Source organism: Leifsonia sp. T36S-04 (assembly GCF_042465655.1).
GTDB lineage: Bacteria > Actinomycetota > Actinomycetes > Actinomycetales > Microbacteriaceae > Leifsonia.
Map to the genome: position 1 here is coordinate 1,678,584 of NZ_CP146286.1, position 16,302 is coordinate 1,694,885.

At 69.0% G+C, this 16,302-nt stretch carries 16 protein-coding genes and 2 tRNA genes; 6 read left to right on the top strand and 12 right to left on the bottom strand.

Going from position 1 to position 16,302, the window contains the following annotated elements; all coding sequences use genetic code 11:
• Positions 1-28: 28 nt before the first annotated feature.
• From P3F85_RS08135 to P3F85_RS08145, 3 genes are read right to left on the bottom strand one after another with little or no spacing between them, the layout of a single operon-like run.
• Positions 29-214: a hypothetical protein gene (locus P3F85_RS08135; protein ID WP_374010732.1), complete on the bottom strand. Its 186-nt coding sequence runs from the start codon at positions 212-214 to the stop codon at positions 29-31.
• Positions 211-1,494: an MFS transporter gene (locus P3F85_RS08140; protein WP_374010733.1), complete on the bottom strand. Its 1,284-nt coding sequence runs from the start codon at positions 1,492-1,494 to the stop codon at positions 211-213. Before P3F85_RS08140 ends, P3F85_RS08135 begins: the two co-directional genes overlap by 4 nt.
• Positions 1,494-2,171: an ArsR/SmtB family transcription factor gene (locus P3F85_RS08145; RefSeq protein ID WP_374010734.1), complete on the bottom strand. Its 678-nt coding sequence runs from the start codon at positions 2,169-2,171 to the stop codon at positions 1,494-1,496. The genes P3F85_RS08140 and P3F85_RS08145 overlap by 1 nt, the downstream gene beginning before the upstream one ends.
• A 107-nt stretch (positions 2,172-2,278) precedes the next feature.
• Here P3F85_RS08145 and P3F85_RS08150 point away from each other — a divergent pair, with 107 nt between their 5' ends.
• Both P3F85_RS08150 and P3F85_RS08155 read left to right on the top strand, forming a co-directional pair.
• Positions 2,279-4,318, top strand: coding sequence for a M3 family metallopeptidase (locus P3F85_RS08150; RefSeq protein ID WP_374010735.1), 2,040 nt, complete (start codon positions 2,279-2,281; stop codon positions 4,316-4,318).
• A gap of 77 nt (positions 4,319-4,395) precedes the next feature.
• Positions 4,396-5,697: an ion channel protein gene (locus tag P3F85_RS08155; RefSeq protein WP_374010736.1), complete on the top strand. Its 1,302-nt coding sequence runs from the start codon at positions 4,396-4,398 to the stop codon at positions 5,695-5,697.
• Here P3F85_RS08155 and clpX read toward each other — a convergent pair.
• The 6 genes from clpX to P3F85_RS08185 all read right to left on the bottom strand — a co-directional run bounded on the left by clpX (position 5,654) and on the right by P3F85_RS08185 (position 10,694).
• Positions 5,654-6,928, bottom strand: a complete 1,275-nt coding sequence (gene clpX / locus P3F85_RS08160; protein ID WP_374010737.1) for an ATP-dependent Clp protease ATP-binding subunit ClpX — start codon at positions 6,926-6,928, stop codon at positions 5,654-5,656. The two genes, P3F85_RS08155 and clpX, sit on opposite strands and share 44 nt — an antisense overlap.
• 193 nt (positions 6,929-7,121) lie before the next feature.
• Positions 7,122-7,790 (bottom strand): ATP-dependent Clp protease proteolytic subunit, encoded by a 669-nt coding sequence (locus tag P3F85_RS08165; RefSeq protein ID WP_374010738.1) that lies wholly within the window; start codon positions 7,788-7,790, stop codon positions 7,122-7,124.
• Positions 7,791-7,820: 30 nt separating this feature from the next.
• Positions 7,821-8,414, bottom strand: a complete 594-nt coding sequence (locus tag P3F85_RS08170) for an ATP-dependent Clp protease proteolytic subunit (RefSeq protein ID WP_374010739.1) — start codon at positions 8,412-8,414, stop codon at positions 7,821-7,823.
• A 99-nt stretch (positions 8,415-8,513) separates the two neighbouring features.
• The gene (locus P3F85_RS08175; protein ID WP_374010740.1) at positions 8,514-9,005 is read right to left on the bottom strand and encodes a tetratricopeptide repeat protein; all 492 of its coding nucleotides are present in this window, start codon (positions 9,003-9,005) and stop codon (positions 8,514-8,516) included.
• Between the two features lie 138 nt (positions 9,006-9,143).
• Positions 9,144-10,559, bottom strand: a complete 1,416-nt coding sequence (tig, locus tag P3F85_RS08180) for a trigger factor (protein ID WP_374010741.1) — start codon at positions 10,557-10,559, stop codon at positions 9,144-9,146.
• Positions 10,560-10,619: 60 nt separating this feature from the next.
• A tRNA-Pro gene (locus tag P3F85_RS08185) sits at positions 10,620-10,694 on the bottom strand.
• 116 nt (positions 10,695-10,810) lie between these two features.
• On the opposite strand from P3F85_RS08185, the gene P3F85_RS08190 reads away from it, so the two are divergent.
• Positions 10,811-10,881, top strand: a tRNA-Gly gene (locus P3F85_RS08190).
• Positions 10,882-11,034: 153 nt separating this feature from the next.
• On the top strand, positions 11,035-11,706 hold the full coding sequence (locus P3F85_RS08195; protein WP_374010742.1) for a hypothetical protein: 672 nt from the start codon (positions 11,035-11,037) through the stop codon (positions 11,704-11,706).
• Positions 11,707-11,712: 6 nt separating this feature from the next.
• On the opposite strand, the gene P3F85_RS08200 is transcribed toward P3F85_RS08195, so the two are convergent.
• From P3F85_RS08200 to P3F85_RS08210, 3 genes are all read right to left on the bottom strand, one after another.
• A complete protein-coding gene (locus tag P3F85_RS08200; RefSeq protein WP_374010743.1) occupies positions 11,713-11,925 on the bottom strand; it encodes an antitoxin in 213 nt (70 codons plus the stop codon).
• A gap of 15 nt (positions 11,926-11,940) precedes the next feature.
• Complete coding sequence (locus P3F85_RS08205; protein ID WP_374010744.1) at positions 11,941-12,600, bottom strand: response regulator transcription factor; 660 nt, start codon at positions 12,598-12,600, stop codon at positions 11,941-11,943.
• A 115-nt stretch (positions 12,601-12,715) separates the two neighbouring features.
• Positions 12,716-14,095: a sensor histidine kinase gene (locus P3F85_RS08210; RefSeq protein ID WP_374010745.1), complete on the bottom strand. Its 1,380-nt coding sequence runs from the start codon at positions 14,093-14,095 to the stop codon at positions 12,716-12,718.
• 156 nt (positions 14,096-14,251) lie between these two features.
• On the opposite strand from P3F85_RS08210, the gene P3F85_RS08215 reads away from it, so the two are divergent.
• Together P3F85_RS08215 and P3F85_RS08220 are read left to right on the top strand one after the other, a co-directional pair.
• Entirely contained in the window at positions 14,252-14,734 is a 483-nt protein-coding gene (locus P3F85_RS08215) for a Dps family protein (RefSeq protein WP_374010746.1), read from the top strand.
• A 128-nt stretch (positions 14,735-14,862) separates the two neighbouring features.
• Positions 14,863-16,140: an alpha/beta hydrolase gene (locus P3F85_RS08220; RefSeq protein ID WP_374010747.1), complete on the top strand. Its 1,278-nt coding sequence runs from the start codon at positions 14,863-14,865 to the stop codon at positions 16,138-16,140.
• Positions 16,141-16,302 lie beyond the last annotated feature (162 nt).

Consider the following 16,302-nt stretch of genomic DNA (forward strand, 5'->3'; position numbering starts at 1 on the left):
CACGACCCTGCCGCGTCCGGCGCGCCGGTCAGCGGGGCAGCTGCGGGAGGGTTCGCGCGGCGGAGTCGCGCACGGACTCGATGCGCGCGATCCGGTCGGCATACCGGGGCTCGCGGCGGAGCGGGCGGTCCGCCCACGCGGTCAGCGCCTGGCCGATGCGCAGCGCGACACGGTGGCTCACGGGGCGGTAGGTGGAGACGAGGACGGCGGTCATGACGGTTGTCCTTCCTGGACGGGTGCTTCAGCCGGCGTCTGAACCGACGCCGAGAGGATGAGACGTGACGCGATGAGCGTCAGGACGACCACCAGCCCGCCGCCGATGACGAACGGCAGCCGGAGGTCGATGCGGGCGACGAAGCCGCCCAGGACGGTGGCGATGGGGGTCATCCCCCAGCCGATAGTGCGGATGATGCCGAGCGCTCGACCCAGCATCCCGCTCGGGATGACGGCCTGGCGCAGGGCCCCCCACGGGACGTTCCAGACGGAGACGCCGAACGCTGCGATCGCGTAGGCGGCGATCGCGACGACGATGTTCCCCGTCACCCCGACACCTACAGTGCCGATGCCGCCGACGAACATCGCCCAGAACATCACCCTCCCGCGTCCGAGCCGCTCGACGAAGCGACTCGAGACGAGCGCGCCGACGAGGGCTCCGACGCCGACCGCGGCCGTGACGACGCCGATGAGGGCGGCCGGCACGTGGAAGGTCTGCAGGAGGAGCAGCACGACACTCCCCTGGGCGAAGGCCAGCGCCGATGCGGTGATCGAGGTGAGGACGATCATCCAGCGGAGGAAGCGGTTCTGCCACAGGAACCGGACGACACCCGCGAGCGGCGGCTGGTGCTCGGCGGGGTCGGATGCGTCGTGCACAGCGCGGTGCGCGTGCGCCGCTGCCGCCGGGATGCTCAGCGCGAGCATGCCCGCGATAAGGAAGCCCGCGCCGGTCAGCCAGATCGGCAGAACGATCGCGAAGGCGAACAGAAAGCCGGCCACCGGGGTGGCGATGAAGTTCTGGATGGTGATCTCGGCGGACTGCATGCGCCCGTTCGCGCGATCGAGCTGGTCGCGCGTGACCAGTGCCGGGACGACGGTCGTCGTCGCGTTGTCGAAGACCGTCTCGCCGAGGCCGAAGGCCAGGACGCAGGCGTACAACAACCAGATGGTGAGCGAGTCCGTGGTGATCAGAACCGCCAGCACGGCGGCGACGGCGAAGCGGAGCGAGTTGGCGACCGCCATCGCGAAGCGGCGGTCTACCCGGTCGAGCAGCATGCCCGCGGGGATGCCGAACAGCAGCCAGGGTAGGTACGTGACCGCCGCCACGCCGGCGATGAGCGCCGGGTCGCGGGTCAGCGTCGTCGCGATCAGCGGGACCGCGGTGCGGCCGAGCCCGTCGGCGAGGTTGCTCGCGATCGCGGCCGTCCACAGCCGCGCGAACCCGGCGCCGAGCGGCGTGCGCACCGGTACGTTGGGGGCGGTGCTCGTGACGGCGGCCATCAGCGGTCCTCCTGCTCCACCAGCGGGAACGCGTTGAACTGCACCTGGACGCGCTTGGTCTCGGCGGTCGAGTCCGCTTCGGCGGCCTTCCACTTCTTCTTGAGCCGCTCCTGGAGCGCGTAGTACTCGCGGCCGAATTCGGCGAGTTGCTCGCGGGTCACCTCCATGTGCGACGTGGAGAGCGTGCTCGACTCCATCCACTCGTAGCCGAAGGTGTCGAGGCCGCGACGCAGGAACGTCGATAGGCGTCGCTCGTTGTTCTGCTGCCAGCCGAGCGAGATCAGCTCGTTCGCCTCACGGCCGGCGGGCGTGTCCAGGGTGTCCGGGGAGCCGATGGTCACGCCGCCCGGCGCCATGCGCCACCAGCGCTCACGGCCGGAGCCGCGCTCGGTGTCCTCGACGATGATGTCGTGCTTGGCGAGCTGCCGGAGGTGGTAGCTGGTCGCCCCGCTGGACTCCCCGAGCCGATCCGCGAGCATGCTGGCCGTGGCCGGGCCGAAGTCGGACAGCTCGTTCATGAGCTCCACCCGGAGCGGATGCGCCAGGGCACGCAGAGCCGCCATGCCCAGGGCGTCCTCGTGCGGGAACTTGCCCCCGGCTGCCCCAATGGGCGCTCTGGTCTCGGCCTGGTCGCCTTCCGCCGGTTCTTCCGCTGCCGCGCGCTCGTCGGTGCTCATGCCTTCACCATAGTGATGCAAAGACTTCTTTGCAAGCTATTCTTTGCATCCATACGTTTGCAATGGTTCCTTTGCTACAGGGCGCGGGAGCGTCCTAGGCTGGAGCAATGGCCGACTCCGCGAATCCCTTCCTCTCCCCCAGCACCCTCCCGTACGGGCTCCCGCCGTTCGCCGACATCCGCGACGAGCACTACCGGCCCGCGTTCGAGCTCGGGATGGAGGAGCAGCTCGCCGAGGTCGCCGCGATCGTCGGGACCACCGACGCGCCCACCTTCGAGAACACGATGCTGCCGCTGGAGCGGAGCGGCCAGACCCTGCAGCGGGTCGCCGAGGTGTTCTTCAACAAGAGCTCGTCCGACAGCACCGACTTCACCAATGCGCTCGAGGAGGAGATCGCACCGCGGCTCGCCGCCCATAGCGACGCGATCCGCCTCGACCCCGAGCTGTACGCGCGGATCGCGGACCTGCATGCGCGCCTCGACGACCTCGGGCTGGATGCCGAGTCCCGCTACCTCGTCGAGCGGTACTACACCGAGTTCACGCTCGCCGGCGCCGGTCTCGACGACGACGGCAAGGCGCGGCTGCGCGACTTCAACCAGCGACTCTCGACGCTGACGACCCGGTTCGAGAAGAACCTTCTGGCCGACACCAACGAGCTCGCGGTCGTCTTCGACGATGCCGCCGAGCTCGACGGCCTGGGCGAGAGTGAGCTGTCGGCCGCGGCACAGGCCGCGGCCGAGCGCGGACTCGACGGCAAATTCGTCGTCACCCTGGTGCTGCCCACCGGCCACCCGTGGCTGGCCGACCTGACCCGCCGGGAGACGCGCGAGCGGATCATGACGGCGTCGCGCTCCCGCGGCATCCGGGGTGGTGCGAACGACAACCGGGAGTTGGTGCTCGAGATCACCCGGCTGCGTGCAGAGCGTGCCCGGCTGCTCGGCTTCGACACGCACGCCGACTACGTCACCGCCGACCAGACCGCGCGCTCGCCGGAAGCCGTCGCCGACATGCTCGAACGCCTCGCCCCCGCCGCTGCGCGGAACGCCCGCGCCGAGCAGGCGGACCTGCAGCGCCTCCTGCCCGACGGCCAGACGGTCGAGGCCTGGGACTGGTCGCACCTGACGAGCACGGTGCGCACCGAGAAGTTCGACGTCGACCTGGCGGCGATGCGGCCCTACTTCGAGGCCGAGCGAGTGCTGCGCGACGGCGTCTTCTACGCGGCGAACCGCCTCTACGGCATCACCTTCTCGGAGCGTCCCGACCTGGTCGCCTACCACCCGGAGGCCCGCGTCTTCGAAGCGCGCAACGAGAACGGCTCCGAGCTCGGCCTCTACATCCTCGACCTCTACACCCGGGACTCGAAGCGCGGCGGCGCGTGGATGAATCCACTCAGCTCGCAGTCCGACCTGCTCGGCACGCCCACCGTCGTCGTCAACAACCTCAACGTTCCCAAGCCCGCTGCGGGCGAGCCGACGCTCCTGACCTACGACGAGACGAACACTCTCTTCCACGAGTTCGGGCACGCGCTGCACGGCTTGTTCGCGCGGGTGACCTATCCCAAGTTCGCCGGCACCAACGTCTTCCGCGACTTCGTCGAGTTCCCGAGCCAGGTGAACGAGATGTGGATGCTGTGGCCCGAGGTCCTGGAGAACTACGCCGTCCACCACCGCACGGGCGAGCGGATGCCGCACGATCTGGTCGACCGGCTTCACGCCGCCGAAGGGTTCAACGAGGGGTTCGCGACCAGCGAGTACCTCGGCGCCGCCCTCCTCGACCAGGCGTGGCACCGCATCGCGGCCGACGACGACGTCACCGACGTGGCGACGTTCGAGGCCGAAGCCCTTGCGGCCGTCGGCCTCGACAACCCGGCCGTGCCGCCGCGCTACGCCAGCACCTATTTCGCCCACACCTTCTCGGGCGGCTACGACGCGGGCTACTACTCCTACATCTGGAGCGAGGTGCTCGATGCCGACACCGTGGAGTGGTTCCGCGAGAACGGCGGCCTGCTGCGCGAGAACGGAGACCGCTTCCGGCAGCGCCTGCTCGGCGTCGGCGGGTCGAAGGATCCCCTGGAGGCGTACCGCGACTTCCGCGGTCGCGACGCCGCGCTCGAGCCGCTGCTGAAGCGCCGCGGGCTCGACGGGTGATCCTGTAGGCGCGAGCTCGCGCTAGCCGAGCGGCCGGGCATGCCCCTACTCTGAGCGCAACGCGCAGAGGAGAGGGCATGACGACCAGCCAGCCGGAACTCGCGGCACCGAGTGTTCGGCAGCTGCTGCTCCTCAGCATCCCGGCCGTCGCCATCGGCGTCGTCAGCGGCCTGGCCCTCTGGGTCGTGGACGAACTCGGCGACCTGCTGGCGAAGGGATACTGGACGGCGCTGCCGAATGCACTCGGCGTCGACCCGTCGTCCGGGTGGTGGATCTTCGCCGTGCTCACGTTCACGGGATTGCTGGTCGGCCTCACGATCTGGCTGATTCCGGGGCACGCCGGGGCCGACTCCGCGACGACCGAGCTGATCGCTCCCCCGATGCGGCCGATCGTCGTCCCCTCGCTGGCGCTGGCCGCGATCCTGGGCCTCGGCGGCGGGGTGAGTCTCGGCCCGGAGAACCCGATCATCGCGATCAACATCAGCCTGCTGGTCGCCCTGGTCGGCCGGCTGTGGAAAGCCGTGCCGCCCCAGCTCGTCATGATGATGGCGGCGTCCGCGACCCTCGGCGCACTGTTCGGGACGCCGGTCGCCGCGGCGCTCGCGTTCACCGGCATCGTCGCCTCCATCAAAGGCGGAGGCGCGCTCTGGGACAAGCTGTTCCTGCCGCTGGTCGCCGCCGCGGCCGGGTCGATCACGATGACGCTGCTGGCGCATCCCACGTTCGCCATCCCGATGCCCGCCTACACGTCCCTCACCGGCTGGGACGTGGTCGCCGCGATCGTGATCGGAGCGATCGCCACGGCCGTGGGGCTCGTCGGCGTGTACGTCTTCCCATACCTGCATCGGCTCTTCCACGCCCTCCGGCATCCTGTGCTGATGACGCTGGCGGGCGCGGTCGTGCTCGGGGGCCTTGGGGCGCTGGGCGGTCCGATCACCCTCTTCAAAGGGCTCGCGCAGATGGGTGAGCTGGTCCAGAACCGGGCCGACTACAGCCCGGGCCAGCTGACGCTCATCATCGCGGTGAAGCTGGCCGCGCTGCTGGTCGCGGCCAGCGCCGGATTCCGTGGGGGTCGCGTGTTCCCGGCGGTGTTCATCGGAGCCGCGGTCGGAACGCTCGCCGCCGCTCTCGTCCCGGCCGTGCCGCTGCCGGTCGCGGTGGCGGCCGGAGTCATGGGCATGACACTCGCCGCCGCACGCGATGGCTGGATCGCGATCTTCATCGGCGTGGCGGTGACGCAGAACTTCCTGATCCTGCCGCTGCTGGCCCTGGCGATCCTGCCGTGCTGGCTGATGGTGACGAAGGCGCCAGAGCTGCTGATCCCGACGGAGGCTGCTACGCCGACTTCTCCTCGCGCCGCGCGCGGTGAGGGACGATAGTCGGCGCTGCGTTCTCGAGCACCGCCTCCTTGGTCACGACCACGCGAGCCACCTCGGAGCTGGAGGGCACCTCGAACATGATCGGCCCGAGCACCTCCTCCATGATCGCCCGGAGCCCACGGGCACCGGTCTTGCGGAGGACCGCCAGGTCGGCGATGGCTTCGAGCGCGGCGTCATCGAACTCGAGCTGGACTCCGTCGATCTCGAACATCCGCTGGTACTGACGCACCAGGGCGTTCTTCGGCTCGGTGAGGATCTGCATCAGCGCGTGCTGGTCGAGCGGCGTGACCGTGGTCACGACGGGGAGACGGCCGATGAACTCCGGGATGAGCCCGAACTTGTGCAGGTCTTCCGGCAGCACCTCGCTGAAGAGGTTGATGTCGTCGCCCTTGGAGTGCAACGGGGCGCCGAAGCCGATGCCCTTCTTGCCCGCTCGGGACGAGATGATCTCTTCGAGCCCGGCGAATGCACCGGCCACGATGAACAGCACGTTCGTCGTGTCGATCTGGATGAACTCCTGGTGCGGATGCTTGCGGCCGCCCTGCGGCGGGACCGAGGCGACCGTGCCCTCGAGGATCTTCAGCAGCGCCTGCTGCACGCCCTCACCAGACACATCGCGCGTGATCGACGGGTTCTCGGCCTTGCGGGCGATCTTGTCGACCTCGTCGATGTAGATGATGCCCGTCTCGGCCCGCTTGACGTCGTAGTCGGCGGCCTGGATGAGCTTCAGGAGGATGTTCTCGACGTCTTCGCCGACGTAGCCGGCCTCGGTCAGCGCCGTGGCGTCGGCGACCGCGAACGGAACGTTGAGGCGGCGGGCGAGCGTCTGCGCGAGGTAGGTCTTGCCGCAACCGGTCGGACCGATCAGGAGGATGTTCGACTTGGCGATCTCGACGTCGTCGAGCGTGTCGGCGGACGTGATGGTCTGCTTGGCGCGGACCCGCTTGTAGTGGTTGTACACCGCAACGGCAAGAGAGCGCTTGGCCTGCTCCTGCCCGATCACGTACTCCTCGAGGAATCCGAAGATCTCCTTCGGCTTCGGGAGGTCGAACTCGCTCGACGTCTCTTCACCCGCTTCGGCGAGGCGCTCTTCGATGATCTCGTTGCAGAGCTCGACGCATTCGTCGCAGATGTACACGCCAGGCCCGGCGATGAGCTGCTGTACCTGCTTCTGGCTCTTGCCACAGAAGGAACACTTGAGCAGATCGGCGCTTTCCCCGATGCGTGCCATCCCTCTTCCTTCCGTCTTCGGGTGTCTTTCATCGAGCCTAACCCGTGCAGCGGACATTGGCGCGCAGGACGGCCGTTTTGCTTAACGCGGCGGTTCTGCCCTCAGCAGACGGTGGGTTCCGGCACGAAAAAGCGGGGTGGCCGGTCCCTGAGGACGACCACCCCGCCGGGGTGCCGCTGTGGTGCGACGAGTACTACTTGACCAGTGCCGGCATCGACTTGCGGCTGGTGAGCACCTGGTCGATGAGGCCGTACTCGAGCGCCTCGGCGCCGGACAGGATCTTGTCGCGGTCGATGTCCTTGTTGACCTGCTCCACCGAACGGTTGGAGTGCTTCGACAGCGTCTCCTCCAGCCAGGTGCGCATGCGCAGGATCTCAGCGGCCTGGATCTCGATGTCGGACGCCTGCCCCTGACCGGCCTCGCCGACGGCGGGCTGGTGGATGAGGATGCGCGCGTTCGGCAGCGCCAGGCGCTTGCCCGGGGTGCCGGCGGCGGTGAGCACGGCGGCAGCCGAGGCGGCCTGGCCGAGCACGACCGTCTGGATCTGCGGGCGGATGTACTGCATCGTGTCGTAGATCGCCGTCATCGCGGTGAACGAACCACCGGGCGAGTTGATGTACATGACGATGTCGCGGTCCGGGTCCTGGCTCTCGAGCACGAGGAGCTGGGCCATGATGTCGTCCGCCGAAGCGTCGTCCACCTGCACACCGAGGAAGATGATGCGGTCCTCGAAGAGCTTCGCGTACGGGTCCTGGCGCTTGTAGCCGTAGGCCGTGCGCTCCTCGAAGCTGGGCAGGATGTAGCGGGAGCCGGGCGCCTGCACGCCACCGTAGGCCTGACCGCCGAGCATGGGGGTGTTCATTCTTGTGTCCTTATCCTTGTCAGCGGCCTGCTACTTGGTGTCCGCGCCCGTGCCGCCGCCGCCGGCGACGTCGAGGGCGGACTCGCGGATGTGGTCGACGAAGCCGTACTCGAGCGCCTGCTGTGCCGTGAACCAGCGGTCGCGGTCGCCGTCGGCGTTGATCTGCTCGACCGACTTGCCGGTCGCCTCTGCGGTGATCTCGGCGAGGCGGTTCTTCATGTCGATGATGAGCTGCGCCTGCGTCTGGATGTCGCTCGCGGTTCCACCGAATCCGCCGTGCGGCTGGTGGAGCAGCACGCGCGCGTTCGGCGTGATGTAGCGCTTGCCCTTGGTGCCCGAGGTCAGCAGCAGCTGACCCATCGAGGCGGCCATTCCGATGCCGACGGTGACGATGTCGTTCGGCACGAACTGCATCGTGTCGTAGATGGCCATGCCCGCGGTGATGGAACCACCGGGAGAGTTGATGTAAAGGTAGATGTCCCGCTTCGGGTCTTCCGCAGCCAGGAGCAGCAGCTTCGCGGCGATCTCGTTCGCGTTCTCGTCTCGCACCTCGGAGCCGAGCCAGATGATCCGGTCCTTCAGCAGTCGGTCGAAAACGTTGGGCTGGATACCCATGTCGGCCATGTTCGCTCCATTTCCTTTGTCGCTTGGCATTGAATCTATCGGAGGCCCGCGAGCATTTCGGCGCTGTTCGCCCTGGGCAGAGAGCGCCGGGCCGACCGATCAGAAGTCTTCGAGCGCGGCCGCGTAGGCCGTGACCGCGCGACCGTACCGCGGCAGGTGCGGCACGAGCGCGGCGAGAGCCTCGCGGAGTGCGTCTGCGCGCATCCCGTCGTCGAAGAGGGCGAGCGCCGCGAAGGCGCGGGCGGCGTCGGCGAGTGGATGCTCCGGCTCCGCCGCGAGGAAGTCGCGAAGCAGGCTGAGCGCCTCGGCCGGGCGGTCGAGGTTGCGGAGGGTGCTGGCCAGCTGGACGATCGCCTGACCCCGGTACGGCTCCGGCAGCCCGTGGGCGAGGGCCGCCCGGTAGAAGGGTTCGGCATCCACCTCGCGGCCGGCGAAGTCGCGGGCGCCGGCCGCCTCGAAGAGCGCCTCCGCGTCGTTGGCGGGTCGCTCGGCGACGAGCGCGTCGATGGCGGCGAGGGTCGCATCCTCCCCCGCGTCGTCCGCGGCAGCCCAGACCGCATCCACTCGCTGTCGCCAGTCGTCGTCGCTCATCGTGCTCCTTCATCCATGGGACGCAACGCGCCGTTATTCATCGTGCCAGACGGCGTGTTGCGTCCCATAGATGCACCTGGACGCACGAAAGCCGGGCCGCGCGGAGGGCGCAGGCCCGGCTTTCGAGAGGGGTGCGACTTACTTGTCGTCGGCCTTCTTCTTCGTGGAGCGCTTCTTGGGCTTCTCCTCGGCGGGTGCCTCCTCGGCCGGAGCCTCAGCCGCGGCCTCGCCTGCGGCGTCGGTGGCGGACTCGTCGGTGGCGGACTCGTCGGCGTCTTCCGCGATGGCGGTGAACTCGGCCAGGTCGACCGGCTTGCCGTTGCTGTCGACGACCTTGACCTTGCCGAGAATGATCGCGAGCGCCTTGTTACGGGCGACCTCGCCGACCATCGACGGGATCTGGCCGTTCTCGCTGAGGATCTTGACGAACTCGTTCGGGTCCATGCCGTACTGGCCGGCGCCCTGGATGAGGTACTGCGTGAGCTCGTCCTGGCTGACCTTGACGTCGTTCTCCTGCGCGACCTCGTCGAGGAGGATCTGCGTGCGGAACGTCTTCTCGCTGGACTCGGTCACCTCGGCGCGGTGGACGTCGTCCTCGAGGCGGTTCTCCTGCTCGAGGTGACGGTGGACCTCGTCCTCGACCAGCTGCTCCGGAACCGGGATCTCGACCAGCTCGAGGAGCTTGTCGACCAGCTGGTCGCGGGCGGCCGTGCCCTGGCCGAACACCTTGGCGCGCTCGACCTGCGTGCGCAGGCTCTGGCGGAGCTCGCCGATGGTGTCGAACTCGCTGGCGATCTGCGCGAAGTCGTCGTCGGCCTCCGGGAGCTCGCGCTCCTTGACGGCGTTGACGGTGACGGTGATCTGCGCGTTCTCGCCCTCGTGGTCGCCGCCCATGAGCGGGGCCTCGAAGGTGGTGGTCTCGCCGGCGGTGAGCGTGTCGAGGGCCTCGTCGATGCCCTCGATCAGCTCGCCGGAGCCGATCTCGTAGGAGATGTTGGCGGCGGTGTCGACCTCTTCGCCGCCGATCATGGCGACCAGGTCGATCTGCGCGAAGTCGCCGTTCTTGGCGGGGCGGTCGACCGTGACGAGCGTGCCGAAGCGGCTGCGGAGGCGGTCCAGCTCCTCCTCGACGTCGTCGACGCTGACCTCGGCCGCGTCGACCGTGATGGTGATGTCGTCGAACGACGGCAGCGTCACCTCGGGGCGGACATCCACCTCGATCGTGAGGAGCAGGTCGCCCGAGAAGTCCTTCTCATTGGGCCACTCGGTGATGTCCGCCTCGGGACGGCCGAGCGGGCGCACGTCGTTCTCCTCGACGGCCTGGCGGTAGAACCCGTCCAGACCCTCGTTGACCGCGTGCTCCAGTACGGCGGCCTTGCCGACCCGCTGGTCGATGATGGGCGCCGGCACCTTGCCCTTGCGGAAACCGGGGATGGTCACCTGCTCGGCGATGTGCTCGTAGGCGTGCTTGATGGACGGCTGCAGCTCCTCCGGCGTCACCGAAATGACGAGCTTGGTGCGCGTGGGGCTCAGCTTTTCGACCGTGGTCTTCACGATGTCTGGGTTCTCCTGAATGTTCGAACGGTGGTCTTCTCGCAAGGAACGAGGTCCTCGTCGGGGCGACAGGATTCGAACCTGCGACCTCCCGCTCCCAAAGCGGGCGCTCTAGCCAAGCTGAGCTACGCCCCGGAAAACGACGCGAAAGACCGCCGCCAAGTCTACTGCACGCCCGCAGGTGCCGCGTGTACTACGATGGTTCCCGGCCGTCACGCAGAAGGCGGCCACGGCGCCGCAGCTGCGGCCCCGGGGATGTAGCTCAATGGTAGAGCCTCAGTCTTCCAAACTGATTACGCGGGTTCGATTCCCGTCATCCCCTCCGTTTACTCCCGCTTGTGCGCCTTTTCGGAACGTCTGCGCACGCGCGCGCGACCGCAGTCGTGACGCAGGGCAGCAGTCACCGGCCGGGCGGCCGGGGCGTCGGGCGCGGCCGCTGGTGCCAACACGGCTCTGGCGCGCCACAATGGGCCGCATGACGGCGCCACCGCCGCCCGACGGCGACCTCACGGACGCGCAGCGCAGCCTGCGGGCGCAGCTGCTCGCGACCGAGCACTGGAGCCTGCTCGCCTCGCGCAGCACGACGCAGAGCGAGGTGCTGACGCGGATCGCGATCTTCCTGACGCTCGTCTCGGCGGGGCTGGTGACGCTCGGGTTCCTCGGACAGGCGAGTGGATTCCGGGGCTGGTTCGGGCTCGCGGCGCTCGGGGTCCTGCTGGCGTTGGCGCTGCTCGGTCTCATCACGATGGTGCGGGCGTTCAACACGGCCGATGAGGACATGATGTACGTCGTCGCCATGAACCGCCTGCGGGCGGCCTACCTCGACCTCGATCCGGGACTGGAGCGGTACCTCTACGCGTCGGCCAACGACGACGAGGCGGGCATCCGCACCACCTATCACTTCTTCTACGAACGCGGGGCCACCCCGGTCCTCGGCAGCTCCATGATGATCATCACCGTCGTCGAGGCGATCGTGGTGGGAATGCTCGCCGGAGGTGCGACCGCGGCGCTCGGAGCGCATCCCACTGCGGCCGTCATCGTCGGCTGCGCCATCGCCGTAGTGGTCGTGGTACTCGCGATGCTCTGGGGCCGGAACATCTACCGGCGCGCGATCGCGTCGCTCACGCCGGTGCGCCCGACCCGCTAGCCGCCCCTAGTCGTTGCCGACGCGCTTGTCGGCCTCGTCACGGGCGCCCTCGATCTTGTCGTCGAACTTGCCGCCCGTCACCTTCTTCGCGGCGCCGGCCACGCCGTCCAGCAGTTTGTCGCTGATGTCCTCCGCCTGCTCGGAACTGAGCGCGTCCTTGACCTTCGGGTCGTTCAGGAACTCCTGCGCCTTCTTGGTGATGTCATCGAATCCGGCCATGCGGCCATCCAACACTCAGTGCTGCAGGAAGGCCAGTACCGCGAGCACCCGGCGGTGATCGTCGCCCGAGTCCTCGAGGCCGAGCTTCTGGAAGATCGACGTCACGTTCTTCTCGACGGCGCCGACGCCGACCACCATGCGGGCGGCGATCCCGGCATTCGTGCGGCCCTCGGCCATCAGTTCGAGCACCTCCCGCTCGCGCGGGGTCAGCGTCGCCAGCGGGTCCGTGCGGCGGGTGAGCAGCTCGCGGACGACCTGCGGGTCCAGGACCGTGCCGCCGGCCGCGACGCGGGTGACGGCATCCCTCAACTCGTCGAGGGACGCGATGCGGTCCTTGAGCAGGTAGCCGGTGCCGCCGGCGCCGCCCGCCAGCAGTTCCTGGGCGTAGGTGCCCTCGACGTACTGCGACAGCAGCAGCACGGCGATGTCGGGATGCTCGCGCCGGATTCGGAGGGCCGCCCGCACGCCCTCGTCGCGGAACGTCGGCGGCATCCTGACGTCGAGGACCACCACATCCGGCATCAGGTCGGGCAGCGACTCGAGCAGCGTGTCGGCGTCGCCGAAGGCACCGACGGTGTCGAGGCCGGCCTCGTCGAACAGGCGGATCAGGCCCTCGCGCAGGAGGACGGAGTCGTCCGCGACGACGACGCGGAGGGGTCGGGCTTCGCTCGGCACGCCCCCAGCCTAGACACCCTCTCCGCCCGCCATCGATTCCTCACAAAATCCGCGCGACGCGCCGGTGAACTCTGGAGTTTGTGAGGAATCGTTGGGGGTGGCGAGGCACGCAGCGTCAGGCGAGGGGGATGCGGGCGCCGATGCGGGAGGGGCCGCCGACCGGGCTCTCCACGATCAGTTCGCCGCGCAGACCGAGGACGCGTTCCTCCAGGCCGCGCAGGCCGTGGCCGTCGACGAGGGATGCTCCCCCGCTGCCGTTGTCGGTCAGCCAGACGTTCAGCCATGCCGCACCGGTCGCATCCACCGACCGGTCGATGAACAGCCGCGCCGCCGACGCGCCGGAGTGCTTCGCGAGGTTCGCGGCAAGCTCCGCAAGCACGTAGTACGCGTTGCGCTCCAGCTCCGGGCTGAACCGCTCGCCCGCGTCGAGCGACGACTCCACGCTGATGGGGATGGGACTGCGCGCGGCCAGCGAGTCGGCCGCGGCGACCAGTCCGCGGTCCTGCAGGAGGGGCGGGGCGAAGCCGCGGGACAGGGCGCGCAGCTCCTCCAGCGTGTCGCCCGCCTGCTGCCGGGCCTCGGCGAGCAGGGTCGCGGCCGCCTCCGGGTCGTCGGTCAGCTTGCGTTCGGCGGCGGCGATGTCCATCTGCAGCCGGATCAGTCGCTGCTGGGGACCGTCGTGCAGGTCGCGCTCGAGACGGCGGAGCGCCTGGTCCTCTGCGGCGACAGCCGCACCTCGTGAGGCGGACAGGTCGGCGACCTCGCGCTGCAGGGCCTCCGACGGCCAGCGCCCCAGGAGCCCTCGCGCGACCGCCTCGTGCGCCAGGGTGAGCCCCCGCGTCACGAACGGCAGGGTGGCGGCGAACACCACGCCGGCGATCACGTACAGGATGCGGTCGCCCACGATCGGGTCGAAGGTCGAGTGCGTGCGGAAGACCGCGTCCACGACCGTCTGCGACAGGAAGAAGTCCCGGTCGCCCTGCGGGATGAACGGCTCCCAGATCCACCCGGTCAGGCCGCCCAGCGCGACCGACACCCACACGATGGTCAGCGTCCACGTGACGATGCTGACGATCGGGTTGATGAGCATGCCGTGCAGCAGGTACAGCCAGTAGTGACCGTTGGCGAACGGACCGAACAGCCCACGCCAGAACGTGCGAGGGGTGCCCGGCTTCTCCCACACCGGTCGCGGGATGGAGGGACGGCCCGCCCAGTCCAGGCGCGTCAGCTCGACGAGTCCGAAACCGCGCGCGGTGTAGAAGGCGGCGACCACGATGAAGAAGCCGACATAGATGACGATGGTGCCGATCCCTGTCCAGAACAGGGACATGAGGACGGAGAGACCGATGATGGCGATGGGCATCGTGAGCAGCAGGAAGCCGAGCTCGCGGGGCACACCGCGCCACAGCGCGCCGTAGCGTGCGCGTTGCGGGGCGTGGCTGGAGGCGGTCACAGCATCCAGCGTGGCAGAAGTGGAGAGGGGTTCGGTGGACATGACCTCAGCCTCGCCCGACGCGCTTGCGACGCCCATCCCGCGACCCTCCGGAACGGTTGGGGGGTTAACCCGCCCTTAGTTAGCGGAGCCTTCGCTTCGTTGCGGAATGCCGCTCGCTGAGTAGCGTTGAGCCAAGCAGAAGAAAGGACGCCACCCATGACGGACATCGCCGCAACCCAAAGCGTCTCGAACCCGGACGTCGCAGCCGGGGTCGCGCAGTTCCTCGCACCCGTCGTCGTCGATCTGACGGCCATCGTGGTGAACGGCAAGCAGGCGCACTGGCACGTGCGCGGAGCCAATTTCATCGGCGTGCACGAGCTGCTCGACACGATCGTCGACCACGCCCAGGAGTGGGCCGACCTCGCCGCGGAGCGCATCGTCGCCCTCGGTCTCCCGGTCGACGCCCGGCTCGGCACGGTCGCCGCCAAGACCACCACCGCCGAGCTGACGCCCGGGTTCCGGCCGTCGAACGAGACCATCGCCGAGGTCATCGCCCAGCTGGATGCCGCGCTCGCCGGCGTGAACACCGCGGTGCGCGAGCTCGCGGAGCTCGACCAGACCAGCCAGGACGTCGCAATCGAGATCGCGCGCGGCCTCGACAAGGACCGCTGGTTCCTGTTCGCGCACATCAGCGAGTAGTTCAGGCAGCTGCCGCCGAGGGCCGTCCGCGATCGCGGGCGGCCCTTCGTCATCTCCGGGGCCCTCCGCACATCCGGCCCCGGCATCGGCCGTGGACGCGGTCTCTTCCCCGGCGCTACGCTCTGGCCATGGTCCGCCGGGTGATCGTCGTGTTCGCACTGGCGATCGTCGCGGTGGTCGGGCTGCTCGTCGCGCCCGCGGCCGGGGCGGCCCCCATCACGACCTTCGACGTGCTGAAGGCCATGAACGACGAGCAGCAGGAGAAGTACCTCGCGAAGCATCCCGAGCTCGTCATCCAGCTGGCGAACACCGACCCGGATGCGGTGCACGACGAGTGGCGGGACCTGGATGCGGACACCCGGACGGATGCGGTCGAAACCCTGCCCGAGATCGTCGGCAACCTCGACGGCGTCGACTACCGCGACCGCGAGCGGGCGAATCGCCGGGCCCTCGCCGCGGCGCTCGCGACACAGAAGAAGGAGCTGGCAGGGCACCCTGGCGACGAACAGGCGAAGCGGGTGCTGGGATCGCTCACGGCCATCCAGAAGACGCTCAAGGGCAAGCGCACACCGGCACGCCACCTGATCGCGCTCAGCCTCGACCGGCCACCGCTCGCGGCCATCGCGCTCGGCGACCTCGACGCGGCATCGGACATCACGTTCGTCGTGCCGGGCATGGGCACCTACACGGACGACATGCAGCTGTGGACGCAGTCCGCCCAGAACCTGTGGGACGAGCAGGGCGAGATCGGTGCACCCACCCGGCGCGCGGTCGTGTCGTGGATCGGGTACGTCACTCCCCCTCCGGGTGTGGATGCGGCCCTCGGCGACTATGCGGCCCGGGGTGCGCCGCTGCTCACGGCGGACGTGCGGGGCGTCAACGCAGTGCGCGTGGACGACCCTCCGCGCGCCGTCAACGTGGTGGCGCACTCGTACGGGACGACGACCGCGGCGAACGCGCTCTCGCAGGCGAGCGACCTGGGGGTGTACTCGTTCGTGATGCTCGGCTCGGCGGGGATCGAGGAGCGCATCCCGAACGCCGCGGCCCTGCACGCGCAGCATGTCTACGCCGGGGAGGCGCAGGCCGACGGTGAGGCCCGGTTCGGGCGCCTCACACGGCGGGACCCGCGGTCGCCGTCGTTCGGGGCGACCGTCATCAGCGTCGACGGGGACAAGCGGGCCGACCTGCTCCCGGTCACGGGTCACGCGCCGGTGCTGCACTCGCCGTGGAACGACGACCCGCTGTCGACCGCGTGGTCGCACATCACGAACACCGCGCTCTTCGAGGAGAAGTACGCCGAGCACCTCGCGCACTACGGGTACCTGGACGCGTACACCGAGTCGCTCCGGAACGCCGCGATCGCGACGGTGCCCGGCCGCGACCGCCTCCTGCTGCGGGGGCACTGACCCGCGGAGCTGAGACATTGCGATTTGCCTGCGGCGAGATTTGCGCCAAATCGTTGTTATCGCGGTCGTATAACCGCGATTTGCGCCAAATCGCGCACCTGGGGACGTCGGGGCGCGGAGTGTGCGCGGTCATCAGCGGTGAGATTTGCGCCAAATATTGGG